The sequence below is a fragment of the Pseudoalteromonas sp. MSK9-3 genome (genome assembly GCF_003590335.1).
Taxonomy (GTDB): Bacteria; Pseudomonadota; Gammaproteobacteria; order Enterobacterales; family Alteromonadaceae; genus Pseudoalteromonas.
In genome coordinates, this window is sequence record NZ_MIET01000010.1 from 32,141 (window position 1) to 58,134 (window position 25,994).

General features: G+C 40.5%; 25 protein-coding genes. 16 read left to right on the top strand and 9 right to left on the bottom strand.

Translation table 11 applies throughout. From position 1 onward, the window contains the following. Positions 1-2: 2 nt before the first annotated feature. The 9 genes from BGP78_RS03535 to BGP78_RS03575 all read left to right on the top strand — a co-directional run bounded on the left by BGP78_RS03535 (position 3) and on the right by BGP78_RS03575 (position 9,966). Positions 3-1,736, top strand: a complete 1,734-nt coding sequence (locus tag BGP78_RS03535; RefSeq protein WP_119860115.1) for a polyamine aminopropyltransferase — start codon at positions 3-5, stop codon at positions 1,734-1,736. Between the two features lie 80 nt (positions 1,737-1,816). Then, entirely contained in the window at positions 1,817-2,230 is a 414-nt protein-coding gene (locus BGP78_RS03540) for a YjfI family protein (RefSeq protein ID WP_010365816.1), read from the top strand. A gap of 15 nt (positions 2,231-2,245) precedes the next feature. Next, complete coding sequence (locus BGP78_RS03545) at positions 2,246-2,935, top strand: PspA/IM30 family protein (protein ID WP_010365818.1); 690 nt, start codon at positions 2,246-2,248, stop codon at positions 2,933-2,935. A 73-nt stretch (positions 2,936-3,008) separates the two neighbouring features. Further along, positions 3,009-3,647, top strand: coding sequence for a hypothetical protein (locus tag BGP78_RS03550; protein ID WP_010365820.1), 639 nt, complete (start codon positions 3,009-3,011; stop codon positions 3,645-3,647). After that, positions 3,644-3,961 carry a hypothetical protein gene (locus BGP78_RS03555; RefSeq protein ID WP_119860116.1) on the top strand — a complete coding sequence of 106 codons (318 nt, stop codon included), beginning with the start codon at positions 3,644-3,646 and terminating at the stop codon, positions 3,959-3,961. The genes BGP78_RS03550 and BGP78_RS03555 overlap by 4 nt, the downstream gene beginning before the upstream one ends. Positions 3,962-4,308: 347 nt before the next feature. Next, positions 4,309-5,802, top strand: a complete 1,494-nt coding sequence (locus tag BGP78_RS03560; protein WP_119860117.1) for a triacylglycerol lipase — start codon at positions 4,309-4,311, stop codon at positions 5,800-5,802. A gap of 9 nt (positions 5,803-5,811) precedes the next feature. Continuing rightward, the gene (locus BGP78_RS03565) at positions 5,812-7,827 is read left to right on the top strand and encodes a choice-of-anchor X domain-containing protein (protein ID WP_119860118.1); all 2,016 of its coding nucleotides are present in this window, start codon (positions 5,812-5,814) and stop codon (positions 7,825-7,827) included. Between the two features lie 293 nt (positions 7,828-8,120). Beyond that, complete coding sequence (locus BGP78_RS03570; protein ID WP_119860119.1) at positions 8,121-8,831, top strand: lipoyl protein ligase domain-containing protein; 711 nt, start codon at positions 8,121-8,123, stop codon at positions 8,829-8,831. A 115-nt stretch (positions 8,832-8,946) separates the two neighbouring features. Continuing rightward, a complete protein-coding gene (locus BGP78_RS03575) occupies positions 8,947-9,966 on the top strand; it encodes a substrate-binding domain-containing protein (RefSeq protein ID WP_119860120.1) in 1,020 nt (339 codons plus the stop codon). 18 nt (positions 9,967-9,984) lie between these two features. On the opposite strand, the gene BGP78_RS03580 is transcribed toward BGP78_RS03575, so the two are convergent. Continuing rightward, on the bottom strand, positions 9,985-10,380 hold the full coding sequence (locus BGP78_RS03580; RefSeq protein ID WP_171044362.1) for a VOC family protein: 396 nt from the start codon (positions 10,378-10,380) through the stop codon (positions 9,985-9,987). Positions 10,381-10,398: 18 nt separating this feature from the next. On the opposite strand from BGP78_RS03580, the gene BGP78_RS03585 reads away from it, so the two are divergent. Then, positions 10,399-10,668 carry a ribbon-helix-helix domain-containing protein gene (locus BGP78_RS03585; RefSeq protein WP_119860121.1) on the top strand — a complete coding sequence of 90 codons (270 nt, stop codon included), beginning with the start codon at positions 10,399-10,401 and terminating at the stop codon, positions 10,666-10,668. 245 nt (positions 10,669-10,913) lie between these two features. On the opposite strand, the gene BGP78_RS03590 is transcribed toward BGP78_RS03585, so the two are convergent. From BGP78_RS03590 to BGP78_RS03600, 3 genes are read right to left on the bottom strand one after another with little or no spacing between them, the layout of a single operon-like run. Continuing rightward, on the bottom strand, positions 10,914-12,197 hold the full coding sequence (locus BGP78_RS03590) for a M23 family metallopeptidase (RefSeq protein WP_119860122.1): 1,284 nt from the start codon (positions 12,195-12,197) through the stop codon (positions 10,914-10,916). 13 nt (positions 12,198-12,210) lie between these two features. Then, positions 12,211-13,545 carry a M23/M56 family metallopeptidase gene (locus BGP78_RS03595; RefSeq protein WP_119860123.1) on the bottom strand — a complete coding sequence of 445 codons (1,335 nt, stop codon included), beginning with the start codon at positions 13,543-13,545 and terminating at the stop codon, positions 12,211-12,213. 2 nt (positions 13,546-13,547) lie between these two features. Further along, positions 13,548-13,922: a BlaI/MecI/CopY family transcriptional regulator gene (locus BGP78_RS03600; RefSeq protein WP_119860164.1), complete on the bottom strand. Its 375-nt coding sequence runs from the start codon at positions 13,920-13,922 to the stop codon at positions 13,548-13,550. A gap of 176 nt (positions 13,923-14,098) precedes the next feature. Here BGP78_RS03600 and BGP78_RS03605 point away from each other — a divergent pair, with 176 nt between their 5' ends. After that, the gene (locus BGP78_RS03605; protein WP_119860124.1) at positions 14,099-14,476 is read left to right on the top strand and encodes an MmcQ/YjbR family DNA-binding protein; all 378 of its coding nucleotides are present in this window, start codon (positions 14,099-14,101) and stop codon (positions 14,474-14,476) included. Between the two features lie 61 nt (positions 14,477-14,537). On the opposite strand, the gene BGP78_RS03610 is transcribed toward BGP78_RS03605, so the two are convergent. Next, entirely contained in the window at positions 14,538-15,305 is a 768-nt protein-coding gene (locus BGP78_RS03610; protein ID WP_119860125.1) for an HAD-IIB family hydrolase, read from the bottom strand. A 255-nt stretch (positions 15,306-15,560) separates the two neighbouring features. Here BGP78_RS03610 and BGP78_RS03615 point away from each other — a divergent pair, with 255 nt between their 5' ends. Further along, positions 15,561-17,180 carry an SUMF1/EgtB/PvdO family nonheme iron enzyme gene (locus BGP78_RS03615; RefSeq protein ID WP_119860126.1) on the top strand — a complete coding sequence of 540 codons (1,620 nt, stop codon included), beginning with the start codon at positions 15,561-15,563 and terminating at the stop codon, positions 17,178-17,180. Between the two features lie 157 nt (positions 17,181-17,337). Then, positions 17,338-19,290, top strand: a complete 1,953-nt coding sequence (locus tag BGP78_RS03620) for a winged helix-turn-helix domain-containing protein (protein ID WP_147386058.1) — start codon at positions 17,338-17,340, stop codon at positions 19,288-19,290. An 18-nt stretch (positions 19,291-19,308) separates the two neighbouring features. Here BGP78_RS03620 and BGP78_RS03625 read toward each other — a convergent pair whose 3' ends face one another. Further along, positions 19,309-20,424: a PleD family two-component system response regulator gene (locus tag BGP78_RS03625; protein ID WP_182912213.1), complete on the bottom strand. Its 1,116-nt coding sequence runs from the start codon at positions 20,422-20,424 to the stop codon at positions 19,309-19,311. 424 nt (positions 20,425-20,848) lie between these two features. On the opposite strand from BGP78_RS03625, the gene hpf reads away from it, so the two are divergent. Then, positions 20,849-21,205, top strand: a complete 357-nt coding sequence (gene hpf / locus BGP78_RS03630) for a ribosome hibernation-promoting factor, HPF/YfiA family (protein ID WP_119860129.1) — start codon at positions 20,849-20,851, stop codon at positions 21,203-21,205. A 96-nt stretch (positions 21,206-21,301) separates the two neighbouring features. Then, complete coding sequence (gene glsB / locus BGP78_RS03635; protein ID WP_119860130.1) at positions 21,302-22,219, top strand: glutaminase B; 918 nt, start codon at positions 21,302-21,304, stop codon at positions 22,217-22,219. Between the two features lie 29 nt (positions 22,220-22,248). On the opposite strand, the gene BGP78_RS03640 is transcribed toward glsB, so the two are convergent. After that, entirely contained in the window at positions 22,249-23,553 is a 1,305-nt protein-coding gene (locus BGP78_RS03640) for an inosine/guanosine kinase (RefSeq protein WP_119860131.1), read from the bottom strand. A 157-nt stretch (positions 23,554-23,710) separates the two neighbouring features. Here BGP78_RS03640 and tadA point away from each other — a divergent pair, with 157 nt between their 5' ends. Further along, positions 23,711-24,214, top strand: coding sequence for a tRNA adenosine(34) deaminase TadA (gene tadA / locus BGP78_RS03645; protein WP_119860132.1), 504 nt, complete (start codon positions 23,711-23,713; stop codon positions 24,212-24,214). Here tadA and BGP78_RS22595 read toward each other — a convergent pair. Next, positions 24,205-24,363: a hypothetical protein gene (locus tag BGP78_RS22595; protein WP_171044365.1), complete on the bottom strand. Its 159-nt coding sequence runs from the start codon at positions 24,361-24,363 to the stop codon at positions 24,205-24,207. The two genes, tadA and BGP78_RS22595, sit on opposite strands and share 10 nt — an antisense overlap. Positions 24,364-24,456: 93 nt before the next feature. Beyond that, complete coding sequence (mltF, locus tag BGP78_RS03650; protein WP_119860133.1) at positions 24,457-25,818, bottom strand: membrane-bound lytic murein transglycosylase MltF; 1,362 nt, start codon at positions 25,816-25,818, stop codon at positions 24,457-24,459. Between the last annotated feature and the right edge of the window lie 176 nt (positions 25,819-25,994).

Sequence of the window (25,994 nt, forward strand, 5' to 3'; positions counted from 1 at the left end):
GTTTGACATCAACGACATCAAATACAACGAATGTGACCAGTAACGTAAAGTTACTTGGTCACGATATTTTATTGATCAGCGTGATGGCTATTTTAGCCGGTTGCGGCCTGATATATGAATACCTACTCTCTCATTATGCTGGGCGTATTTTAGGCTCTGTTGAAAGTGCCATTTATGCCATGATTGGCACCATGATAGTGGCGATGGGCATTGGTGCATTTTTAGCTCGGTGGTTTAAAGACCCATTTACGGCCTTTGCTTGGTTAGAGAGTTTAATCGCCTTATTGGGTATGACGAGTATCTTGATTATCGCCAGTATTATTGCGCTCAGTTACACCCTTCCCCATACGTTTTCGAGTTTATATAACTTACCTGTCGATGCGGTGATAGATGGACAAGTATTTGAGTCTTTTCAAGCCGTCGCTCGCTTTTTACCTTATATATTTGGTCTGATGTTGGGGATTTTTATTGGGATGGAAATTCCCTTAATCGCCCGTATTCGTCAGCATGTCTATGGTCGGTTTTTAGAAAATAATGCGGGTACTATTTATGGTGCTGACTATATTGGCGCGGGCATTGGTGCTGCAATATGGGTCATGATCATGTTAGCCCTGCCTATCATGCAAGCCGCCGCCTGGACAGCACTATTCAATATTGTGGCTGGGTTGATATTTTTGTGGCGATATCATCAGCATGTACGCTTCGCCAAACTGTTATTAGTGTGTCATTTATTATTGTTAGGCTTGTTTGTGATCTTGTTGAGCTATGGCTCAAATTGGATGAAAGACTTAAGCAACGTTTTATATAAAGATAAAGTGATTTACTCAGAGTCGACTAAATATCAGCATGTGGTTGTGACTGAGCGTTTGAGTAGAACGCAAACGGCGCCAATTAACGATTTATTCTTGAATGGACGCTTACAGTTTTCAAGTGCAGATGAGCAGATATACCACACGATGCTGGTTTACCCTGCGATGCTGGCGGCAAATCGTCATGATAAGGTATTGATCATTGGTGGTGGCGATGGGTTGGCATTACGTGATGTATTAAAGTGGCCTGTAAAAGAAGCAACATTGATAGACTTAGATGGGCAACTGCTTTCATTATTTGGTTTACAAGGGCAGCCATTTCCAGCATTACCGCAGATAACGGAAAAGCTCTCAGGGTTAAACAACAATGCGCTTAATGATCCAAGAGCCACGGTGATCGTGGCAGATGCGTTTTTGGAAGTTGAAAAAATGCTTGATCAAGGGCGATTGTTCGACAGTATCATTATTGATTTACCAGACCCAAATCACCCTGATTTGAATAAGTTATATAGTGATTACTTTTACAATCATGTAAGGCAATTACTGGCACCAGATGGGGCGTTATCTATTCAATCAACCTCACCTTATCATGCTAAGAATGCATTTATTAGTATTGCTAAAACGGTCAAGCATGCAGGCTTTACCCATGTTGAGCAATATCAGCAAAATATTCCGTCGTTTGGTCAATGGGGTTGGACGATAGCAACCCGTGCAGGGCAACCGGCGAGTGAAAGAATTAAACAAATAGCGGAATTTCCGGTGCTGAGCAATTGGGTTAATCAAGAATATTTGCAAGCGGCCTTTGCTTTCCCTAATCGTTTTTTTGAGAATAATAAGGATATAGAGGTCAACAGGTTAGGAACTGGCGTGCTATATGATTATTATCGCCAAGCATGGCAAACCGAAGCTGAATTGTATAAAAATTAAAATTGCAGGGTTGACATAATATGTCGCCTGTGCAAATCTTAACTCAGACATAATATGTCATAGTGAATAAGGTATATAAGATGGAATTAAATGAATTATCAATCAAACTGGCATCTTTTGAAACAGAAGGTGCACAATTTGAATCGTTCGTAATCGCTAATGAAGGCGAGCAAGATGTATTACAGGTGATCGTTGATGGCAACGATGAATTGCCAATATTTGTTACGCAAACAGAAGAGCAACTTGTATGCATCAGTTACCTATTTAAAGAAAGTGAAGTGAAAGCTGAACTAGTGGCTGAATTAAATGAAGCGTTATTGAGGCTGAATGTACCTGTTCCATTGAGCGCTTTTGCTAAAATTGATGATCAGTATGCTATTTTTGGTGCGCTGGCTGTTTCGTCTTCGATTGATGAAATTACCCATGAATTGGTCACGCTTGCAGACAATGCGATTGATGCACTTGATGCTGTCACTATGTACTTAAATGATTAATATTGGAGTTTGATTATGAGTATTTTAAAAAAATTATTTACAGCGGTACGTGGTGGAGCTAGAGAAGTTGGTGAGTCTATTGTCGATGCCAATGGTATTCGTATTTTTGAGCAAGAGATTGCAGATGCGCAAAATGCATTAGCCAAAGCGAAAAAAAGCCTAACTGAGGTGATGGCTAAAGAAATGCAAACTAAACGTAAGGTGAGCGCATTAGATAGCAGCATCGCTGAGCATGAAGATTATGCAGGCCAAGCTTTAAGTCAAGGTAATGAAGCGCTTGCTGTAGAAATTGCTGAAAAAATCAGTGATTTTGAAGTTGAAAAAGAAGAGTTAGCAGTGGTACTTGATGGTTTCTCTAAGCATGTGATTTTGCTAAAACAGCAAGTAAAAGAAGCTGAAAAATCAATTAAAGAAAACCAACGTCAACTGACTATGGTTAAAACCACTGAAAGCGTGCAGAAGGCAACGATGGCAGTTAACAGCACTTTGAATACTAATGATTCATCTATGGTAAACGCGCGTCAATCATTAGAGCGTATTAAGCAACGCCAACAAGATAGACAAGACCAATTGGGTGCAGCTAAAGAGTTAGAAGCTGCTGCAACTGGGGCTGACTTAAAAGCAAAAATGGCAGAAGCGGGCATCGGCTCAACTGCTAAAAGTAACGATATTTTAGAGCGTATTAAAGCAAAGCAAGCACAGTAATTAATACGACATGAAAAAAGGAGGCCCACGCCTCCTTTTTTGTTTAAGTACATTATAAAAGTAAGGTTCTCTTATGTTTGGTTTTTTTAAATCTAAAAAAGCACCTGAGCGCCAGCTAAACCACCCAAGTGAATTGGTGGTTGGTGATATGCTGACACTCATTGACTCATTTGCTTACCCAAGTTGGCTTAAAGGTCAAACACTTAAAGTTACTGATGTGCAAACATATCAATATCAGCACAGTGCTGAATATGAATTTGTACTTGAAAGTGAGTCTGGAAAAGTTGTCTTTTTGCAAGTTGAGCGCGAAGATGGTGAAGAGTTTGCTAACTTTTCTGTAAAAATACAGCGTGACGACGTAGACACGATTTTTACGCTAGATGAATTTGCCCGTATTTTTGATGAAGAGCACCTCAGTGCGATACAGGCGATAACCAAGCCTGAACAATACAGTCATTTTTTAGCGACAAATTACAAACAAAGCGAAGCTCCTTACGTGTGTTATTACCATGAAAAGGATTACCGAAAGTCGACCTTACCACGCTATCAAGATGAATCTGGCGAGCCATGCGAAATCATTTCATTGCTCAGTGATGATGAAAATCACAGCATTAATATTGAAATTTGGGAAGGAGGAGAGACCGAAGTATCGTTAACCCTTAGTCGTCCAGTAAGTGATATCGTTGACTTATTTCCAGGTAGTGGCGCGTGAGTGATAAGCAAACTAAATGGCAGCGTCAAGAGCAAGCCGTTCGCGCAACGCAAATGGCTTTTGATCTGACCAGTGACGTGCAAAAAAGCATAAAGAAGCAAGCCATTGATGAAGAGCTCACACCATCAGATATGATCCGTAAAATTTTACAGCTAGATGTTAAATCTAAAAAGACGCGACAGCGACTTTCGTTTAACCTCAATGATGATGAGATTGCTGAATTGGCGGCGCGCTTTGGTGTGCAATCTGATGATAAACGAGCAGTTAAACAGCAAGTTGCTGACATTCTGATTCAAAAGTTCTCAAAAAACTAGGCTAGTCAAATAAGTAGGTAATACACCACCTTCGCATTGTCTACTTTCATTCTTTTCGCAGTCTATCCTATTCCAACTCGGTTTATTTTCCCTTTTTTGTATACGAGTGAGAATATTAAATTGAATTTTTCTATACATCATTTGATTTATATATTCACGCACTAGGTTTAACTTTTTGTTTTGTAATTGCTTTTTATTTTCAATTCATTTTAATATGAAAATATCCATGTTTGTTTTTTATCCTCTTAATGTTAATTTTCTGGTGCGTTTCATTGCTATTTATAAAGCATCTTAAAGTGCATATATGAAGGCAATGTTGATAGGAATGCCATAAAAAGGATATAGGGATGAAAATTAACACAAGGCATAATATATTACTGCCGTTCATATTATGCTGCTCGACAGTCAGCTTTGCAGATACAGGGCTAGATATAGAGCAAATACAGTTATTCTCAGGGGGCTCAGGTATTAGCCCTCCTGAAGAAAAGTTGGGGACCTACGTTATTGATTCTGGGCCAGGGCTAGATACTGGTTGCACATTTAAAAGCGGTGGTCCACTCGTTATAGAGTTACCAGTGCCTAAAGTTGTCAATGACAGTGTATTGGTTAACGGTAAAATAGACCCCTCAAAAGTAAATGACTTAATCAATGAAAAAATAATTAGCGCTAAAGTGCAAATTAGTATGCCGGTGTTTGATGTTGATTCAGATGCGTCGGTACCTGGCCGCAACCCTGAAATAGATAGAGTATCTTTCAATGGTAAGGTGGTTGGTATATTACAGGGAACGAATGGGCGCTGGACTGAAACACGATTGGAAGTACCTATTGAAGAGGTTGATTTTTTAAAGCCGAATTTAATTACGGTGGATATTGATGTAGCAAATCCTCAAGATTCATGGTGTATGTCTGTTGATTGGGTTGCCTTGGAATTTGACGCAGCGACACCTATTGTTTTAGCTCATGGTATTAATTCACAAAGTGACTCTTGGGATGATGATGATGCGCCTGGGGTCATTACTCGACTTGATGAATTAGGGGTCAGATATGAACGATATTCAGTTGGAAAAAACGGCTCGACAGCAGGCAATGCGAAACAATTGGCAACACATATCAATGAATTGTTGGATGAACTAAAAGCAGATACAGTCCATATTATTGCGCACAGTAAAGGCGGGCTCGATACGCAAAACATGCAAGCTCAAGGCGTGGACTTTGAAATTGAGAGTTTATCAACCTTTTCTACGCCTCACCTAGGTAGTGTCGCGGCTGACTTTTCAATTATTGCGATGGAGCATGCTGCAACGAGTTATCACCCCAGCGGAGCGGATCCACATGGTTACGCGAATGCCTATTTAACATTACCCACTTTTGTGGGGCCACAGCTTCCTGGTATTCGAGATTTAACTACGGATGTTGCGGCAAATGCGGTTGCTACCGGTATGCGAGGTAACATTGATAATACGTTCTCTATTGGTGCCAATGCTGATTTGGATCAAGATGGAGTTATCCAAAAAAACCCAGATATAGTTGGGTTGTTTCCTTATTTTTCTCGGTGGGCAGGAGTGAGGGCTTGGCAAGTGCTCCGTAATTATAGTCATGCAGCTTATGTGTCTACTGAAACGATAGTTCTCCCTGGTTCAATGGGGGCGGGTCAAGTAGTGACATTAGTTACTTATACTGCAACGGCGACAGCTGCACAAGAAAATGATGTGGTTGTAACACTTGCGAGTGCAAACCCGAGTTATGCGCAATCACTAGGTAATGTACGTGCGAACCATAGCACAATGAAAACACGGGAAAATTTAGAACGTTTTTTAAACAAAATAAAAACGATACGTTAAGGAATAACAATGATAAATACAATCAGAGCGATAGTGTCGTATTTTCTGATAAGTCTTACGGCATCACTATGCTTTGTCGTAGCGGCAAATAACGATGTACCCTTGAATATGTCAACACACAAGACGGTCACGCAGGCTATTGAGGTCGGTCATACACAGACTACGATTCCCATTGTTATTGATCATGCTCAAACGCTCGCTTTAGAGTTAATTGCGCCAATTGAAGGCGTGAATGTGGGTTTAATTAACCCCAACGGTCAAACTGTTATCAACCCAAATGATCCTGAGACAGTGATTATTCCTGGCAGTGAATATCAACCAGGCTTGCCTGGCGCCACAGTGATATTACCGATAGTGAGTGATCCGATTCAAGGTGTGTGGCAAATCATCTTAACGTATCCGGAAGCGGCCTATAAAACGATTGTAATAGCAAAGGTGTTACAACAAACAAGTATTGCCTTTGGCGTTGCGATGGCAATGAATGAGTTTGTTGTCGGCGAGTCCATCCCTTTGGCTGCGTTATTGACACATGACGGGACTGGAATGACGGATGGCAGTGTGATGTTTGAGGTAACTGAACCAAGTAATACGGTGATTAACCTTGAGGCGTTTGATACAGGGCAAGATATAGACCATCAAGCGGGTGATGGAATTTATAGTAAGGAATTCATGCCAAGCGGTGCGGGTGAACACATCATCAAAGCAACTGCGCAGGTGATGCATGAAGGGATATCTGTTACTAGGGAGTCAAGTAAACGGATCACCGTTCGAGCGGCGAGCATAGATATTAATAAGGTATTACTTGAACCTGTACTCGATGAAACTGGGTGTGTTACACACGTTGATCAAAAAGTAGAATTATTTGCTCATACTGCGGGTGAGTATGCTTTTAACAGTGGTATTTATTCAGGTGCTGAGCGTATACGCGAAGTAAAAAGAGTTGCGTTAAGTCAAGGTGCGCAAACTGTGAGTATTTTGTATGAAAAAGAAGACCTTGTTAAGTCATTTTCAAGCGGTGCAATATTAACATCACAGCCATTATATGTGTTGAAGTTAGAGCAAAATGATAATGTCTTAGCGAATGCAAGGCGTCATTTTGAGAGCAAACTAGCACTTGAGAGTATACAATTTTGTAGAGAAGCGATTGAAATAGTTAAAGACTTAACGACGACCCCCGTGATGTCTGCTGATGGGGCTTATATTACGGCCCTGACATTTCAATTTCCAGTGTATGTTGAACATGCCGGTTCGTATACCGGATCTGTCAATATAAGTGGTGTTAACGGGAAACGTATTGATTTAGTGAGTTTCAGTAAGTACTTACCGCAAGGCGATAACTTTTTTGAATTCACCGTTTCGGGTGAAAAATTTCAAAAAGATGATGGTCCGTACACTTTAAATTCTTTGTTAGTCTATACGCGTGGCCATTCGGCACGCCTAGGTGAATTAGGCCACACTCCAGCATATAAAAAAGAAGACTTTATACCTAAGTTAAATACGAGTTTAACTTTTGAAATGATAGGTCTGGAACGAAATAACTGGCAAGGTACGCAACCTGTCATACAAGGGCGTAAGCGGGTTGGTGGCTATGTTCGTGCTGGCGCCTCAATACCTTATGATTACGAAGTATTGAGTTCGCTAGATATGAGTCATATTAAAGGAACCCTCATTGATGCCAGCATTGATGTGGTGGTAGGTAGCTCTTCATTAGTCACTCCTTTTACACAGATTGATGTATTTAGTGTGGGCGATAAAGCTTGGAATATGAGCAATGTATCTTATGATCACTTCTGTCAGTCATTTACGCTTTGTCCATCTTGGCATGCTCAAGTCAGTTCATTTAATGCCACTCTTGGTGATACAACTTATACGTTGCGAGGAGAAACTGTGCTAAATCTGCTACAAGCTTGGGTTGATAACCCGAGTGAGAATAATGGTATTGTATTTACGTCATCACCCCATGAGCGTACTTATTTCATTGAGATCACCGACGTAAAAGTTAATTTAACTTATGCGCCTGAATAAGTTTACGGCGTGTGAGCTGAACGTTTTTATAGGCTATCGCTGATGTAGAGAGAAGAGGTACATTTCGAGGTGTGTTTGATGCACGCCTCGCTATTTCTGCATATCAAGTTACGCTTACTGGCTACTGGGCGGCGCTACATTCTGAATGTTACGTTCGTCAATCCTAAGCGCTGATTTACAATGGTTTTGTTTGACTATTTATAGTATTTTGGTTTTGAAGACGTTTTGAGAAATGATTTTTATGATCTCTTAAAATTAGTTTTGTTTTTAATTCTTCATACCAAGGATTCTATGTGGAAAAGTCACGTATTAGGTTACTTCGTTACCCTGATGTTTCAGTCGAGAACGTGTTTGAAAAAGAAGCTGAACTATTACAGCTGCACCAAGCAAACCGGCTGGAAAAAAGCTTAATTTTATGGCGAACGAGCACCCCAACTTTAGTGTTACCCGCGGGAAGAAAGTGGCCTAAAACTGCGTCGCTAATTAACGAACTATCTGCGATGGGCTGGCAGCTATTTTCGCGAAAAACGGGCGGGGCACCCGTGCCACAAACCGCCAATGTGCTTAATCTATCTCACTTGTATAACTGGCCAGATTCAAAACCCTATTCGATTGTATCGGCTTATGAAAACCTATGTGTGGTACTAACGCACTTTTTAGCGTCGTATGGGATCAAAAGTCATATTCATGCCACACCGGGTTCATACTGCGATGGTGACTATAACTTAAATATAAATGGTAAAAAAATCATAGGTACTGCGCAGCGGGTGGTTATTAAAAAAGGGGGAGGGCACGTGGTTTTGGCGCAAGCATGCATATTAATTGATGCGGTGCTAGAGACACTTATTAGTCCTGTAAATCTATGCTATGAACACAGCGCAATGCAAGAGCGTGTGAAAGCATCTGTTCATACGTCTTTATTTGAACATATTACAGAGCGACCTTCGACAGAAGCGTTGTTTACAAGGATCCAACACGCTTTTATCGATAGTAAGTTAGTCTAATGTTGCTTTACAGCAGCTACATGCTTTAATCTCAATGAAGTTATGCTGCTGAATATGTCGTAGTCCATCAATACACTGAACTGAAAATTATGTATAGTCGCGTTCTAGGATGAGTATGATCTTACAGGTAAGAAAGCCAGTTGTGGGTTTTGTCGAGATATTTTGGATGCTTATTGCCTTAATAGCGATGAGTGGCAATCCCTGTTTTGCCAGTATCAAAATTGCGGTGATAGGCAAAACAAAAAATGATAGCTTTTATGAGCAGTCATTTCGTGGGTGTGAGCACTTTGCAAAGGAATACCCTACGCTTGAGTGCATTTACGATGGGGCTGATGACTACCAAGATGTGCGAACCCAAGTACTCATAGTCGAAGAGTTGGTTAATAAAGGCGTTGATGGATTGTTGATTTCTACGACTGACTCCGCTTATTTAGTCAATGGTGCTCTTAAACAGGCTAAGCAAGCAGGTATTCCGGTGATCACCTTTGATTCGGATTTATTGCCAGAGCATCATGCCTATCGTTTGGCTTATGTAGGCACCAATAATTATGATTTTGGCAAAGCGCTGGGGCGTGTTGCAAAGACATATGGCAAAAATAAAGAGATACAAAAGTACTGTATTCAGTCGGGTCATCAGAGTACCCCTAATTTAAGTGCGCGCATTCGAGGTGTGAAAGCAGAGTTACACCTTGATGAGCCCCGCGAGGGAGAAAAAAGAACACAATGGGTAGAACATGAACGTTGTCCTTTGTATACCATGGGACGCAGAGAAGATGCCCTCAACCAACTATTAGTGATGCTTAAGTCATCCTCCCCTCCTATTTTTATTGCAGTTGCGGGGTTTGCTCAATTTAATCCAGACTATATTGCGCGACTTACGCCTTATAAAGCGCAGATCCAAAACCATCAAGCCGTTATTATTTCCGCAGATACAGAGCAAATACAGTTATCAGCACTCCAAGCCGGTCTAGCCACAGAGAATGTTGGGCAGAACCCTTTTCAGATGGGTATTACAGGGGCGCAATTACTATATGATGTGATCATGAATAAAAAGCCGCCTAATCAACCGCGTTATTTTTTAGACTTTCATTATTGCCAAAGTGATAATGCAGGTACATGCACTATTAACCATTAATAACCTATTACCGATTTATTATCGATAAATATCTGATTGCTCAATGACTTCAATCTCGTAACCATCAGGGTCAGTAATGAAAAAGAATCTGGCCACTTTGGTGTTTTGATTGAAAAACTCTTTGATGTCTTTTGGCGCGTAATTAAGGTGTGTTGCTAAAGCGTGAAGTGGCTCAAGATCGGGGGCTGAAAAAGCGAGGTGACCATAGCCATTGCCAAGTTCATAGGGCGCTTGTTTGTTATAATTATGAGTTAATTCAAGCTCAAAATTACTTTCGTCATTGCCCAAGTAAATCAGTGCAAAGTCGTCAAATTCGATGCGACGTTTTTCGTGTAAATTAAATAAGGCGTGGTAGAATTTTATTGAGCGGTCTGCGTCAGTTATGCGGATCATACTGTGGATCATTTTTGCCATGTTGTTCTCGGAGTTAGTATGTGTGAATTATATGCCTCTCAGCCTCAATCACTTTACGATACGACTAAGCGTTCGTTACGTATTCAAGGTGTTGTGACTAGCTTGGCGCTTGAAAACCAAATGTGGCACTTATTGGAGCAGTTAGCGCAGCAACAGCAATGCTCAGTCGCAGAGTTTATTTCTGTCTTATATCAAGAAATTATTGAGCGTCATGGTGAGGTAAAAAACCTCGCGTCAATGCTGCGTGTTACCTGCCTCACGTATGTGATGAATAATAAAGTCTCTTGATGTTCAACAGGTAGTACTCCATTACTACCTGCTAATTAATGGTCGGTTATTTTTGTTTTGGGATCGTTCGCATTAACCCATCGGTTAACAGTAAGGCAAACGCGCTATAATGTGTGGCACCATCCAATATAGAAACAGTTAAATCTAACCCTGTGTATTTACGGCTACGAAGTACTTTTTCATACTGAAGTCGCTCTCGTTGTATCCTCGACTTTTTTGATGGAGGTGCGTATTGCGTAAAATCGCTACCGTGCAGAGGCTATTTGGATCTCAGTATTATGGTGCTGAGTTAGCTGCTGAGCTAAGTAAGTACGATGTTGGTTAAATAAGGCCAGTTGTTTACCTCGTAGCTGGCTTTGGCTTGGTTGCTTTAACTTGAGAGGGTTAATGGCTTTACCATTTTTGTGCACCTCATAGTGTAGATGCCGTGCTTGAGATAACCCTGTATTACCAAGGTAGCCGATGATTTGTCCTTGCTGAACTTTTACGCCTTTTTTCATGCCTTTTGCGAAGCCTTTCAAGTGCGCATAAAGTGTTTGATAGTTTTGCCCATGGCGAATAATAATGCGGTTACCAAAGCTGCCAGCCCAGTTTGCACTTTGTATGGTGCCATCACCCGCTGCCATAATCGGTGTGCCTATTGGTGCACCAAAATCAAGGCCTTTGTGAAGGCGAGTGTAGCCTAAAACTGGGTGCTTTCGTTTACCAAATGTTGAGGAGAGGCGAGCGCCATTGAGTGGGGTTTTCATTAAAAAACTTTGTGCTAGCCTACCGTCTGGTAGATAAAAAGCCTGTTGTTCCTGTGCGTTTTTAAAGCGTGTTATTTCAATATTATTGGTTACGCCCGACAAAGCTGCATAAAGTAACTCCCTTGGTGGAGTATGATGGTGACTCAGTTGCGCATCACTCTCTAGGTACATTTGTTTGTAGTAGAGTGTAAGTGTATCGCCGGCTTTGATTTGTCTTTGAAAATCAATTAAATGTGATAAAGCCGTAACGGTTTGATTGATAATATCAGTGGGTAGCTTTGCGCGCTGAGATGCTAAAAATAAGCTACTTGTTATCACAATGCGCTTTTGCTGATATCGGCTGGTGAGCTGAGGTTGAGTAATATCAACTTGCCAGTTTTGATTGTGTTTGATGAGGTGTGCATGTTGATTAAATGCGGTGCTAAAGGCGAATGAGTGTATTGTATTGTTCAAGGTCATTACTTTAATACGCTGCCCAACACTAAATTTACTGAGCGTGAATGTATCGCCTAGTGCACGCTTTACTAAAATAGCGTCTTTGGCGTTGAACCCAAATCGGCGCAACAAATGCGTTAACGTATCACCCTTTTTAAATTCAATGATATGCGCTGTAAGCTTTTGCCCATTTTCTTGGTTATTTAACGGTGCTTGGATCTGTTGCTGATCTGCTTTTACGTTTTGTTGGGAGGTGAATGGAACGGCTTTGTTTATCTCTGTGGCGGGTTTTGAGCAACCTAACGCTGTCACAATAAATGCGACTAGTATCATTTTGTAAGTCATAACTTTTTACTAATTAGTTAGAATATTTTAATAGTGGGTCTATTCGTTGGCCATTTTGGAGCATTTCAAAGTGCAGATGAGCGCCTGTGACTTTACCGGTTGACCCCATTGAGCCAATCACTTGGTAGTGCTTTAGCCAATCTCCGGCCTCGACGTTAAAGTCATCTAAATGCGAGTAAAGGGTTTGATACCCGTTGCTGTGTTGTATGAGCACAACGTTTCCGTATTTACTGGCCAAGCTGGTCGCATCAGCAATTAAGACTTTACCAGGCGCCGCGTTATAGACTGAAGTGCCTGCCTTACCAATAAAATCAACGCCCCCATGCGGTCTGTTATTGCGTATTTTTGATATATGACCAAAGTGAGATGAAATAGAGATGTTTTTTACGGGGTACTGCCAGTCAGGGGGAGTGGCGTTGAATACGGGGTTAGTGATGTATTTAGTGAATAGCACACCCATGGATACGGCGCATAAGATCACTGTAACAGAGACCTGAGAAATACGTTTTGGTTTAACAATATCGGTGAGTCTTTGTTTATATTCGTCAACGGATAGTGCCGAAGATGAAAAGTGTGCGAACCCTTGGTGCTGGTGCTGATGAACCATGCTACGTTTTAAGCACGTTAACAAAGATTGCGCATATTGTAGTGGTGGGAGCTTAAAGTGTTGCACTGTTTTTCTATCGCAGCGATGTTCCATTGCGTGAACAAACTCTTTCTCCATCTCGTGTATAAAAGGGTTAAACCAAAACAGACAGCACAACATGCGCCACATAATGACCGAAATGTGATCTTTATACGAAATATGGGTTAGCTCATGGCACAATAAAGCGTGTTGTTCGTGGTCTTTTAAGTGTAAAAAATAGCGAGGCAATATTATTTTTGGTTTTCTTAACCCAAATACGAAGGGCGACATATCGATTGGCAAAACGAACATTGGGTGAGAGCTGTAATGGTTTTTATAGGGCTGTGCGGTATCGACCAGTTGTATAAAATGGCGTCGCAGCTTGATAAGTAACCATGCTTTGCGCAGAGCACCTAAGAACCAGAGTGTAAATAGCGTATAGAGCATGATGTCAAGCGTGGCTAAGGCCTCAGACGCTTTGATAGTGAGATCTGAAACAACCGCACTTTCTACATGGCTAGGCAGAGTATGTAGTACCTCAGGGATCGCTTGCTCAACCAAATTGCTAGAAATAGGTAATACAGAGATCATTGATAAAGATAATAGTGCAAACCATAAGTTTGCTTGCGCTCTATCTTTTCTCATCAGTAATTTCCCCAACTTGACAAGTACTAGGCAGCTAAATAACCAGGCTCCTGTACTGAGAATAAGTGTCATCAGCATGACTATTTATTCTCCTCATCGGCAAGGTCATCGAGCAGAGATTGTAACTCATCAAGTTCGTCAGACTCGATAAGACGACTATCTGTGAACATTGCTATGGGTAGAGGCCCGTCAATTTCAAGAATGTTTTTCGCAAAGTCGTTAGCATAGAGTGCCAATGTGGGCATTTTTAGTAATGTTGCAGTAAAAGCTTTTTTATTACCTTGCTGGGTGATGTTTAAAAAGCCTTTATCATGCATACGCTCTAAGGTTTTGCGAGTAGATGAATAGCTCCATTCAAATTGCTGAGCAATTTCTTCGTGAAGCTCACGTGCGGTACGAGGCTCTTTTTGCCAGAGTAATTTAAGGATCTCGAGTTCGGTCGTGTTTGGTTTCATTGCTTGCTGATTTATCATTTTTGCGACATATGTCACACCTTATCAAGTTTTAAAGTGCGACACAAGTCGCAGTTTTATGTTTTTTACTGTGGTTTATAATCCTGTATGCTAGATATGAATAGATAAAAATTACCAAAGGCCTTTGATTTATCTTTTTTAAATGGGAAATGTGGCGTATGGAAAATCATGAACTAAAACGTTATTTACTGAATAAGCCGTTTGCGAGTGTTGGTCAACCATTTGGCGAAGGTATTGATGTGTATAAAGTGAAAGATAAAATGTTTGCGACGTTAGCGCTTGGTAAAATGGGTCAAGAGAACAGTGCGCATTGGTGGGTAAATCTAAAGTGTGATCCTGATGAGGCTGCCATTTTACGAGATATTTTTGAAGCAGTGATCCCCGGCTACCATATGAACAAGCGACATTGGAATACGGTGATTTTAGATGGCTCAATTCCGCAAGGTGAGATTGAACGTATGATAGATAATTCATTTTTGCTGGTGGTGAGTAAAATGACCAAGAAAGATCAGACATCTATCTTGGTTCACGTTTAGCTTAGAATGGACTTCTTTACAAAGCGGCATATCAAGGCTGCTTGTATTGTTTATGAGTTTTTTATGATGCTACTTTCGACGCCAACAGTGAAGTTAAGTGCTCTAAAATAGTATCTCTGCATATTGATGTATAGTTACGTGATAGTGAGATCCCATCGCCAACGACGACGGCTTTATGTGCGGCATTTAACATGGCGACATCATTATGATCATTACCAAAGCAAATGGTTTTTGACAAGTCCAGTTGTAACGCTTGTAGTGCACTGAGTTTATTACTGTGCTGTGTGACAATATCAAAGCAGTTAGTACCGCTGTGGTGGTAGTAGGTGAACGAATCTAAATGTTGTTCGCAGTAGGTATTTATTTCGTCGAAATGGTGACCTTCGAGTATCAATAATTTAATGACTTGCTGTTGGCGTAAGGTGGTATTACAGCTTGGTTGTGTGCCTAACTTTGCTACCCATTGGTGAAACTCATGTGGTTTATCAGAAACTGCGTAGTCATAGTGCCCGTCATAAAGGTAGGCGATATTTTTATCATCTAGCCATTCAAGTAACTGTACTATTTGTGCTTTTTTAAAGGCATTAGCACTGGTGACTTTTTGCTGCTTGCTGGTCATCGCGCCATTACAACCAATTAAGGTATGATCCCAAAAATACTCAGGTAAAACGGGTAGCGTGTCTCTCAATGGGCGAGCTGTTGCAAAGTACGTATGAATACCTGCGGCCTCTAATTCTATGAGCGTGTTACTGAGTGCGCTAGTGAGAGGTTTGCCTTCAAAAATAAGTGTTCCGTCTAAATCGAAAACAAAGTTTTTAATACCCTTCATGTTACTCCTTGGTTATCTCAAATCAGGACTATTTTGCAATGAAAGTAGGGTTATTGTCTAAAGGTTTATTCTGAATTTAATCAGCCTGTATTGAATTGTCGTTTTAAGCTGTTTTTTTCTATTTGTAAATTGTAACGTTATGATTTTATTTATTATAAATATGATAGGAAACTTTTATAAAACTGATAAGACGTCGCGTTAGTAACGACCTACAGTGGCCTTGGAACTTTTCGAAAAAAGTAAATTGGAGCTGGAATGAAAAAAATAACATTAGCTACATTGGTATTGCTATATGGTAATCGGGTTTGGGCAGCAGACGTAATTGAGCCGCCAATGGCGAGTATTCCCGCAGGGAGTTTTACGGTACAAAGTGAAAATGGTGAAAGTTATGATGTCACGGTGCCTGCATTTCAGATGGCTAAATATGAATTGACCGTTGCTGAATATAGCCGATTTATTTCTGACACAGGATATGAAAGTGCGAACAATTGCTCACATCGTATTGATTCAGGGTGGTTTAGCGGTCCGAGAGATGGTAGCTGGGACAATAATATATATCGGTTCTCAGAGTTTCATCCTGTTGTATGTATTAACTATGATAATGCCGTTGCTTATACGCAGTGGTTATCACGTAAAACGGGCAAAGATTATCGTTTGTTGTCTGAAGCTCAGTGGCAATATGTTATTGAAAGTGGCGGATTACAAGAATACATAAAAGCAGGGGGTAAAAAGCGTGAGCAAATATGTGATGTGGCTAATTTGGCTGATTTACATGCTCAAAATATGTCTGAAAAATTATACGGAGCGTCTTACACTGCAGCTTATAATGTTGAGAACTGTAGCGATAAAGAGGTAACGCTCGCTATGGTTGGTATGTATAAAGCAGATAAATATGGTGTGCATGATTTAGTGGGTAACGCGAGAGAAATTATGGCAGATTGTTATGTTAGTGATACCGATAAGTTGAAAAGTGAAGGGGTCACCAAGACCGGAAAGGAGTGCAAAGCCTTTATTTCTAAGGGGGGCGGTTGGCATTGGGGAATTCAAAATGTATTGGAACGTTCTCAAAGAAGCCGAGACTTTTTAGGGGCAATTGAAGGCTTTCGGATAGTGCGAGATACCGCTGGAGAACAGCTTGAGTCGCAAGAAGGCTCTACTTGGTTTGTGAACACGCTTAAAAAAGAACACGTAAAAGCTAGGCGAGTACATGCACAAGTAGCAAATTATCCAAAACAAGTGACGGACGTAAAGCTCACTGAATTTAAAGAGAAAGTCGAGTTAAGTTGGCAGCTAAGTAATGATGAAATACAGCCAACATATCAAGTGTTCAGACAAGATCTTTTGAATAATCATAAAGAGGTTATTGTTGGTTCTGGTATAAATGGGCGAGTTACAGACTTAGACCCTCTACCGCGTAAAGCGCGTTATTCTGTGGTTGCTTATTATGGTGATAGGCTGAGCTTGCCCAGCGAAACTATTGACACATCGGCTTATATTACACATGCCATACCAGGTAAAATTGAAGGGGAGGCTTTTTCACAAGGTACTGATATTGAAGTTAAGAACTCAGTGCAAGAAGCGAAAGAGGACCGCGTGTATGCAAGCTTAGGCTTGGCGAAAGCACAGTACAAAATTGATGTATCAACGGCGGGGCAATATGCTTTGAAGCCGAGGGTATATCATACGGGCAGCAGCAAGCGTGTTGAAGTTAAGCTTAATGGTCGAGTGATTACGTCATTTTCGACTTCGTCTGAGCAAGGGTGGCAAGTTGTCCAAGATGTACACATCAACTTACCTAAAGGTGAGCATACATTGTCATTGCAAGGGCTTGAAGCTCGGTTATCGGTTAATTGGATAGATATACGGCGTTTATAGTTTTTATTGTTGTCAAACAGTAAGTATAAGGACGTACTTATTGTTTGAGCTTTCATCTATTTATACTGTAGCAAAGCGAACGTTGGATTATTTTTGGTTTGCAAATACTCATTTAAAGATTAATCTATCAACTAATGACAGTTGCTATAAAATAATAATGATTAATTTTTTAAACTTTCAATTTGATGTAGAGCAAGGTTTACTTTCCCAAGAACAGCGGTTTGTTTCATTGAATCATACCCAAATACAGTTACTTACTTTACTTATCAGTGAGCCTGCAAGGGTGTTTAGTAAAGAGGAAATACTGGCAGCAGTATGGCAACACAAAGTGGTGTCAGAACAAGTCATATTTCAAAACATCAGTCAGTTACGTGCGTTATTGGGTGAAAGTGTCATTAGAACCTTTCCAAAGAAAGGGTATCAATGGAATATTCCTTTAGAAGATATAGGGAATGTACATTCAATAACGGAACCAGAGTCTGCGTCTATTGAATTAACCAGCGCAAGACCTGCAACGAACAAAATAGAAGTTAAGTTAAGCAACGTAACATCTTTAAGTGGTGAACATAAGAGTGCGAGTTATAAGAAGCGTTCTTATAACTCGTTTATTTATGCTGGGGTTATACTTTGTATCAGTTTTTTTTTCATTATATACAATTCAGCAAGTAGCGCATTTAATAGCAAGCATTTTGCTTATTCTCAGTTTGATAGTGTGTTTTTACCACTTACTTTACAAAGCAATAAAAAATTGGCCCAAGAAACTGAGCAATTAAATCAATTACTGAGTAGTGAATTTAATATACCGAGCAATAAACTAGAACGTGTGAATGAAGGGCAGTTTTTTAACTCGCCTTACATGACTTATCATACACTGCAAAAGGATAACACGGCGCTTTTGTTTTCGGGCACACTTTATAAAAATTATAATGAAGCCACTAAGCCATCTCAGCCTTATATGTTTGAGCTTTTAATACAAGGTTATGAACGGCAATGGGTCAGTTATTTATACGCGCAAGATATGACTGAGTTGAGTGGTAAAGTCATCGAACAAATGCGTATATTGAGTAACTCTCGTTATTTTATTCAGCAGCAAAGTGCGAATGTTTCAGCAGAGTTAGTGTTATTAAATGGCCAGTTCCCACTAAACTTAAGTGTGCTACAAAAACTAGCTGAACGGTTTATCGATGAAGACAAGTTTGATGCTGCTGATGGTTACATAGAGCAGCTTTTAACATTAAGTACGGAACGACAACATGCCTTGTATTATGCTTATGGCAAGTGGCTAAAAGGTGCGTTATTTGCCGCAAAAGGGAAGCAAGCACTGGCACTGGCACTCTATGAGCAGGCGAATACGTTATTCTCAGACACTTTGCTATATGGTTTACAAAGTGAAGTGAATAAATCACTTGCTGATTTGGCTCATGACAACCGTGACTATGATAAAGTCAAAGCGTATTTATATGCAGCAGCCAGCTTAGCGCGTTTAGCAAGAAAACCGGTACAAGAAATTCAAGCATATACGTTGTTGTCAATTAAAGCGGGTAAATTTGGCTTTGAAAAAGCCAGTTATGATCACCTTTATCAAGCCAAAACGTTATTGGCTGAATATGAACTAGATGGTTCTCACTATATGCTGCCCTTTTACCACTTTGCTTTGTTTGCATCGACTACTGAGGAGAAGCAGCACTTTTTTCATAAAGTATTACGAATGCCAGTTACACCAGACAATGAATGGGTTTTTTTTAGTGCTGTCGAGGCCTTAAGTAAGCTATATCTAAGAGAAAATAACTTTAGATCTGCAAAAACAGTGATTGATCAAGTTAAGAAACCTGCGTTAAAGGCTTACTTAGATGCACAATACTATCAAGCAAATGGCGATGTTTCCCTGGCAATATTGTCAGCGCAAGATGCGTTTAATGTTAGCCGTACACAACATACACTGTGGCTCAGTTTAAATAGTGCCCTATTATTATTAGAGCTTGCAAATACGACGCACAATATAGAGGTGTCTGAGTATCGTGTTTTTATTGAGTCCAATGCTAATCTTAGCTGGTTACAACGGCGTCAAACGCGTTTAGCTCAGGTCGGTATAGCAGTACCAGCGTTGTGAGTTAAACCATTGGAGCTTTTAAAACAGTACATTGTTAGAATCTTGTGGGTTTTCTTTAAAGAGAAAACGTAGTTCGTGTGGTGGTTTTTTTAAGGTACCCAGTAAGGCAGTTACCTTCTCGGCATTACCATTAAAGTTATGAATAAGTTGATATAAATCCTCACCTGAATCGGCAATGAGTTTGTCTAAATCATCTTCATCTTGTAAATCAAACTTAGATACTAACCCTGACTCAAATAGTTGGGATTTTAAATGTGCTTTTGAAGTAGTAACAGAGCTTTGAAGGCTTTCAAGAATGGCCTTATTGTGTTTTTCTATTGAGAGTATTTGTGCCACTAAACTAGATTGGCGGTCTATATGTGTCACGGCCATTTCTACTGCGTCCATTAAGTGGGCGATAATATCAGTACGTTCGCCAACGTTTTTAGCAAGCAGCACCGTGGCTCGCCAGTTAAAGATCACACTACCTTGTGCTAGCTTATGAATATGTTCGAGATCTTTATGGTGTTTCAAGAGCTCTTGTTCTAATTTAGCGACATGGTCTGAGGTACTTATTGTGATATGACTCAGTTTGAAGTAGACCACCGCTTTTAGATCGAGAGATTGTAAGGTATTCAATAGAATTTGCGTCAGTGCTTTTATGTCAGCACAATAGTGACTGGCTTGCATAAACAAACTGATTGCTTTCATGTAAGCATTTTGTCTTTGTAAATCGATGAGTAATGAGCTGGTTTCATCAATGACTTCAAGTGCAGCAAAGTGTTCTTTTTCTGCGTTTAATAGGGCTTCAATTTTAATTTTAATTTCGTCAGGGTGAACGGTTTTACAAATAAAGTCATTCGCCCCGATTTCAAATGCTTTAATGCGCCCATCAACTGAGGTAAGGTTTGAGATGAACACGATTGGAGTATGTTGCATTGCCTCTAGGTTACGCAGCTGCATGCAGACATCGAACCCTGATATGCCTGTCATGACGATATCAAGCAGGATCAGATCAGGTTGAAAGGTATGTGCTTTTTCAATCCCTTCTTCCCCTGAGTGCGCCAGCTCAATGGAATAGTTGACAAACGTTTCTTTGAGTAGAGAACGATAAAAATTTTCATCATCAATAATTAATATGCGTGGTGCAGACACGAGCCCTCTCAAAAAATAATACTGAACTTAGATTTATTCAATATAGTGTAAACTTGTAAAAATGAGACATTGCTTCGTTCTTCACCTTTTAAATCGCTCATATGGAAGATCAAAGGGAAGTCCAGTTTTATTTTAATGTATTGTTTTTATTTGTTTTGTTTCAATGGGGCAGGTGTAATATGTTGACTTTAGATGTTATATGAGCCACATAGTTGCCAAGTGAAAGTTTGTTGTTTTGATAGACGGGGTTTAATTATTGCGATTTTAAAACTAACTAAATGATTTTTATTAATAAGGTGTAACGTAGCTTTGTGACCTACGTCATGTATTTGCAATTTATTAAAAATATCTTACATTTTGATCTTGAGTATTCTTAAAATGGCCTCAATACTATTAGTGAGGTAAGCAAAAAAAAGGATACCCTATGAAAATTAATCTTTCAGGCCACCACGTAGATGTTACTGATGCAGTGAAAAGCCACGTCCAAGAAAAGTTTGCCAAAATAGAGAGTCACTTTCCATCACTGTTGTCGATTGACATTATAATCAGTAACGAACACAAAAAGTATTACACGGAAATTACGACCACCTATTCAGGTGTGAGTATTTCTGTAAAAGGTGAGAATGAAGTCATGTACCCTGCGATTGCCAGTGCAGCTAAAAAGTTAGATGCCGCACTTAAGCACCGCAAAGGTCAATTAAAAGCAAATCTACACGAAAAGCCTGTAAGTACGACACCGGAAATTGCACACGAAATTATCCAAGAAATGGAATTACGTTAAGCGTTAACGCATAACAAAATTAAACATCGAGTAGGGGCCTAGATAGGCCCTTTTTTTATGTTAGACTCAGCTTCTTTTGATTTATAAATGAACCCTATGACTGATTACCAAGCTGTATTAGATCGAGTCATTGATCACATTGAACCTTTACGTTTTCAAGGTAAAGTGGCCAACTATATTCCTGCATTAGCTGAACAGCCCCTTGGTCAGTTCTCTATTGCTATTCAAACCACGGATGGGCAAAGTTATTATGCCGGTGATATGAGTGCACGTTTTACGGTGCAATCGGTATCAAAGGTTATGACACTGACCATGGCACTGCAGCGCTATGGTGATGAATTATGGCAACGTGTGGGCAAAGAACCTTCGGGTACCGCTTTTAATTCGTTAACTCAATTGGAGTTTGAGAATGGCGTACCCAGAAACCCGTTTATTAATGCTGGTGCAATAGTGACGTGTGATGCGTTATATTCACGCTTAGGCGCACCAATCCATACAATGTTGGAGCATTACCGTGCACAATCAGGTAATGACAAAGTTAAAATAAATAAACGAGTTGCACAGTCTGAATTTGAGCATCGCTATAGAAATGCAGCGATGGCTTATTTGATGAAATCGTTTGGTAATTTTAATAATGAAGTAGAAGAAGTGTTGTGGTCTTACTTTAATTACTGTGCGATTGAGCTCGATAGCTTAGAGCTTGCAAAGACTTTTTCTTATTTATCGAATCAAGGTTATTGCCAACAAAGTAAGACGCAATTGCTCAGTGCAAAACAAACCAAGCAGTTAAACTCACTGCTGTTTACCAGTGGATTATATGATGCCGCAGGAGACTTTGCTTATCGAGTAGGTATGCCGGGTAAATCAGGGGTTTCTGGTGCGATTATTGCGGTGTTACCCAATGAGTTTACCGTGGCGGTGTGTTCACCGGGACTAGATAAGATCGGTAATTCAGTGGCAGGTATTGCCGCACTCGAGTTCTTAAGCGAAGAACTCGGCACGGCGATATTTTAACTCAAGCTCAATATTCTCTCTTATTGGGGCTATTTATCCCAATAAGAGGTTTCTAAAGAATCTTCTCGTTCAGGTAGACCACGTGATAATCGTGGTGAATGTTGCACTAATACTTCATAGCTTGCACGATTCGCATATTTACTGATTTGCGCAAGGGAAGAATATGTAATTGCTGCTTGCTCATGTTTTGCTGAGTTTGGCACATTCAATTTGTGATATTCATTGGCGGACAAGTCATGTAGCACAGCGGCAAGTGCGCAATCACCGGCACCATTGGTATTTTTTATGGTATCAGGGCCGCCCATATAAGGTGCTGTGTGGCTATAGGCGCGAATTGGGTTTGGACAATCGGCTTTGCGCATGGCACGTGAAAATTCATACTGATTAAATTCAGGAATAGCGCCTGGCAGTAAGGGGTATTCAGTTTCACGCTTTACGCTATCTTCAACATATCCGGCCATAAACAAGCCTTTAGGGCCCGCAGTGCAAATGACTAAATCCACCCAATCTAGCGCTTTGTCAGCGGCAAGTAGTGGATCTGAGAAGCCAGTGATCGCCTCACCTTCTTCTTCATTCATCGCTAATATATCAACATGCTTTTCGACAAATTCAGCCCACCAAGTTGGATCTTGTTCAATTAAGAACTTAGTGCCAAGTGTCAGTACCACAGGAACACCTGCCTGGTTTGCATATTCTACGGCTTGCATAGTTGCTTGGGTCATTGTTTCATCACCCGTAGTCCGCATTAAATACGCACTGATCACTAACGCTGATGCTTCTTGGATCAGGGTCTTTGAAATAGACTCTGGACGCAAATAGTTCATTAAACCAGCACTAATTGCGAAAGTACGTTCGCCACTGTCATCAATCAGTGTAAAGCAGCGGCCAATCGGCCCACCAACTGGTTGTAAGTGATCTAGATCAACACGGCTAGACGTATTGCATAAAAATTTATATGCGTAGCTACCAATGTTAATGTTTTCACTCATTACACCAAGTAATACCGAGCGGTCGTCAGCCAGCACAGAGTAATTGTGCATTGTGTTACCAATTGTGCCACCAGCGAACTCATAGTCGACCATATCTTCACGCTTTAGGCGCTCATACAAGGCATTGGTTATATCACTGGCTATCACTTGTGACATACCACGTTGTAAACCAAATTCATCAAGAAAAGCTTGATCGACTTTGGCTTCAATATCTACGACGATTTGGTCGATACCACATATATAGCTGCGTTTTAACCTGTCGTCATTGCCCAATTGGTTTATTAGAGGGTCTTTCTCTTCCACTGGAAAATAATGTTTATGCCTACGGCGTCCCGGAAATTTCATGTTTTACCCGTGTGTTTGAGCTCAAGAAATAAAAAAAGCGGCGAATTATAGCGTAAGTGTGCCGTGTTGAGCCATGTCATTTTGGTAATTTTAGCAATAATATGTGGTATATTTACTCTTGACGAACCCCTCTTAATAGTAGCACGACAGAAAATTCATGACTGAAATAGAACAAGATCAATACTGGATGGCCAAAGCGCTTGAATATGCAGACCGAGCGGAACAACAAAATGAGATCCCCGTCGGAGCTGTAATAGTCAAAGACAATCAAATAGTTGCAGCAGGGTGGAATCAATCTATTTGCAATCACGATCCGTCTGCACATGCAGAAATGTTGGCTGTGAGAGAAGCAGGGAAGGTGTTAGAGAACTATCGATTGGTTGATTGTACCTTATATGTAACATTAGAACCGTGCCCAATGTGCGCCGGTCTGTTGGTACATAGCAGGTTAAAAAGGCTGGTGTTTGGTGCCAGTGATGCTAAAACCGGTGCTGCAGGGTCAATAATGAACATTGTCAACGAACCTAAACTGAATCATCAATTAGACGTTACTCAAGGTGTATTGGCCGAGGAATGTGCACAAAAACTGTCGGATTTTTTTAAGCGTCGTAGAAAAGAAATCAAAGCGGCAAAGAAAGCAAAACAAGCGACTCAGGGCTGAGCCGCGATTTCTTCCATTTGTTGCTGTGCAAATAATTTGCGACGTAACAGTACCTTTTTGTGGTTACTTTTCATAATAGCGCGGCGACGATTCGCCTTAGTATGTTGAGTGTTTCGTTTAAATTGGTGAGTTCGACGTCTTCTAAGCATCGGCACCTCCTTATTTGTGAGAGAAAAAACACACATGGCAGAATTACAGGGATGTATTGCAATAGTATGACACTTGCATCGATTTGACGCTTTTTATTTGTCACTGCTTGTATTGAGCGCCCCATTTTCATCTAACCATATTAGGGCATCATAATAACGACGAATGTTGTCAACGTATTGGATGGCAACATCTCCACGTGCATATCCATATCTTGTCTTTCGATAGTAGCGCTTTTTGATTAGAAGGGGTAGTCGTTTTTTTACCTCAGCCCAACTATCAGGATCGCTGTTTTGTTGCTTCGTTATTTTCCTTGCATCATTCACATGGCCCCATCCTACGTTATACGATGCGAGTGCGAACCAGGTTCTATCAGGTTGAGAAATATTTTTAGGAATACGCTTAATCAGTTTTTGTAAATACTTGGCACCCCCGCGAATATTTTGTTCCGGCTTTAACCGGTTTGTTACGCCAACTTGCTTAGCGGTGGGTTGAGTGAGCATCATAATGCCCCGCACGCCAGTTGGAGATTTAGCGCGTGGGTTCCACATCGATTCTTGGTAACTGAGCGCAGCAAGTAAACGCCAATCCAACTCGCCGGCATACTCTTCAAACCAAGCGCGATATTTGGGTAATGTGTCATTACTGGCTTCAACAAAAGCAAGGGTATTTACGTAGTTAAATTCATTGATATGGCCAAAGTATTTTTCTTCTAATGCGTACAGTGTTTCGCTGTTGTTCATACTCTCAAAAAAAGGCATCAGTAACGCGTATAAAGAGTCGTCATGATCGTCTCTCAAAGCCCACGCAACGTGATCGGTTTGTGTTACAGAGAAACCAATACTCACATTGGGATGATAACGGCGAAACAGGGCTAGGGTATGCGAGTCGGCAATGGTAAAGTCAATCTCTTCATCAATGATTGCTTGAAGTAATTCTTCTTCATCTAAATTGTTGGTTGTCTGCCATTCTAAGCTTGGATACTCGTACTGAATTTTTTCTAACGACAATGCATGATTAGAGCCTTCAATGACGATGATTGGCGCATCAATATCTGCAAAGCTTCTGGGACGAACACGTCCCTGTTTATAGACTAACTTCTGGCTTACAGTTCGGTAGCTCGGGCCAAAGCGGTATTCTCGTAACGGATGATAACTTAATCCAGATGCCGCTAAATCAAGGTCGCCACTGTTTAAACGCTCAAAAAGTTCTGTGAGGCTAAAAAAGGGCACAATTTGAAGGTGAACCCCTAGATACTGAGCAAAATGTTGGCTGAGCTCATATTCAAAGCCTTGTTCTGCTCTTTGAGATTGAAAGTAGTTGCTTGGGCCAACCAAGGTCCCAACTTTAATGACCTGTTTTTGCTTTATTTTCTCTAGTTGATTGGGTGGGGTTTTATCGCATCCGGTTATCAAAAGTATGACAACAACCATGATGAGCTGTATTAATTGTTGCATTTTTTCGCCTTAAGAAAACCTCGTAATAAGCTACGTTAACGAAATTGTGTAATGAAAGCAAAACTCCCAGTACCTTGTTTTGTATACAACAAAGTCACATTTTACGGTGCTGACTAAATAAGGTGAGGTATTTTTTACGAGTTTTGACAATTTTGGGTTAAACCTAACCGCTATTT

Excerpts from the sequence above, each read along its gene's own strand:
- BGP78_RS03545 (WP_010365818.1), top strand. The coding sequence starts at position 2,246 with ATGAGTATTTTAAAAAAATTATTTACAGCGGTACGTGGTGGAGCTAGA.
- mltF (WP_119860133.1), bottom strand. The coding sequence starts at position 25,818 with ATGCAACAATTAATACAGCTCATCATGGTTGTTGTCATACTTTTGATA.
- BGP78_RS03565 (WP_119860118.1), top strand. The coding sequence starts at position 5,812 with ATGATAAATACAATCAGAGCGATAGTGTCGTATTTTCTGATAAGTCTT.
- BGP78_RS03560 (WP_119860117.1), top strand. The coding sequence starts at position 4,309 with ATGAAAATTAACACAAGGCATAATATATTACTGCCGTTCATATTATGC.
- BGP78_RS03575 (WP_119860120.1), top strand. The coding sequence starts at position 8,947 with ATGATCTTACAGGTAAGAAAGCCAGTTGTGGGTTTTGTCGAGATATTT.
- BGP78_RS03600 (WP_119860164.1), bottom strand. The coding sequence starts at position 13,922 with ATGAAACCAAACACGACCGAACTCGAGATCCTTAAATTACTCTGGCAA.
- BGP78_RS03540 (WP_010365816.1), top strand. The coding sequence starts at position 1,817 with ATGGAATTAAATGAATTATCAATCAAACTGGCATCTTTTGAAACAGAA.
- BGP78_RS03620 (WP_147386058.1), top strand. The coding sequence starts at position 17,338 with ATGATTAATTTTTTAAACTTTCAATTTGATGTAGAGCAAGGTTTACTT.
- glsB (WP_119860130.1), top strand. The coding sequence starts at position 21,302 with ATGACTGATTACCAAGCTGTATTAGATCGAGTCATTGATCACATTGAA.
- BGP78_RS03580 (WP_171044362.1), bottom strand. The coding sequence starts at position 10,380 with ATGGCAAAAATGATCCACAGTATGATCCGCATAACTGACGCAGACCGC.
- tadA (WP_119860132.1), top strand. The coding sequence starts at position 23,711 with ATGACTGAAATAGAACAAGATCAATACTGGATGGCCAAAGCGCTTGAA.
- hpf (WP_119860129.1), top strand. The coding sequence starts at position 20,849 with ATGAAAATTAATCTTTCAGGCCACCACGTAGATGTTACTGATGCAGTG.
- BGP78_RS03595 (WP_119860123.1), bottom strand. The coding sequence starts at position 13,545 with ATGCTGATGACACTTATTCTCAGTACAGGAGCCTGGTTATTTAGCTGC.
- BGP78_RS03550 (WP_010365820.1), top strand. The coding sequence starts at position 3,009 with ATGTTTGGTTTTTTTAAATCTAAAAAAGCACCTGAGCGCCAGCTAAAC.
- BGP78_RS22595 (WP_171044365.1), bottom strand. The coding sequence starts at position 24,363 with ATGCTTAGAAGACGTCGAACTCACCAATTTAAACGAAACACTCAACAT.
- BGP78_RS03605 (WP_119860124.1), top strand. The coding sequence starts at position 14,099 with ATGGAAAATCATGAACTAAAACGTTATTTACTGAATAAGCCGTTTGCG.
- BGP78_RS03610 (WP_119860125.1), bottom strand. The coding sequence starts at position 15,305 with ATGAAGGGTATTAAAAACTTTGTTTTCGATTTAGACGGAACACTTATT.
- BGP78_RS03640 (WP_119860131.1), bottom strand. The coding sequence starts at position 23,553 with ATGAAATTTCCGGGACGCCGTAGGCATAAACATTATTTTCCAGTGGAA.
- BGP78_RS03615 (WP_119860126.1), top strand. The coding sequence starts at position 15,561 with ATGAAAAAAATAACATTAGCTACATTGGTATTGCTATATGGTAATCGG.
- BGP78_RS03590 (WP_119860122.1), bottom strand. The coding sequence starts at position 12,197 with ATGACTTACAAAATGATACTAGTCGCATTTATTGTGACAGCGTTAGGT.
- BGP78_RS03585 (WP_119860121.1), top strand. The coding sequence starts at position 10,399 with ATGTGTGAATTATATGCCTCTCAGCCTCAATCACTTTACGATACGACT.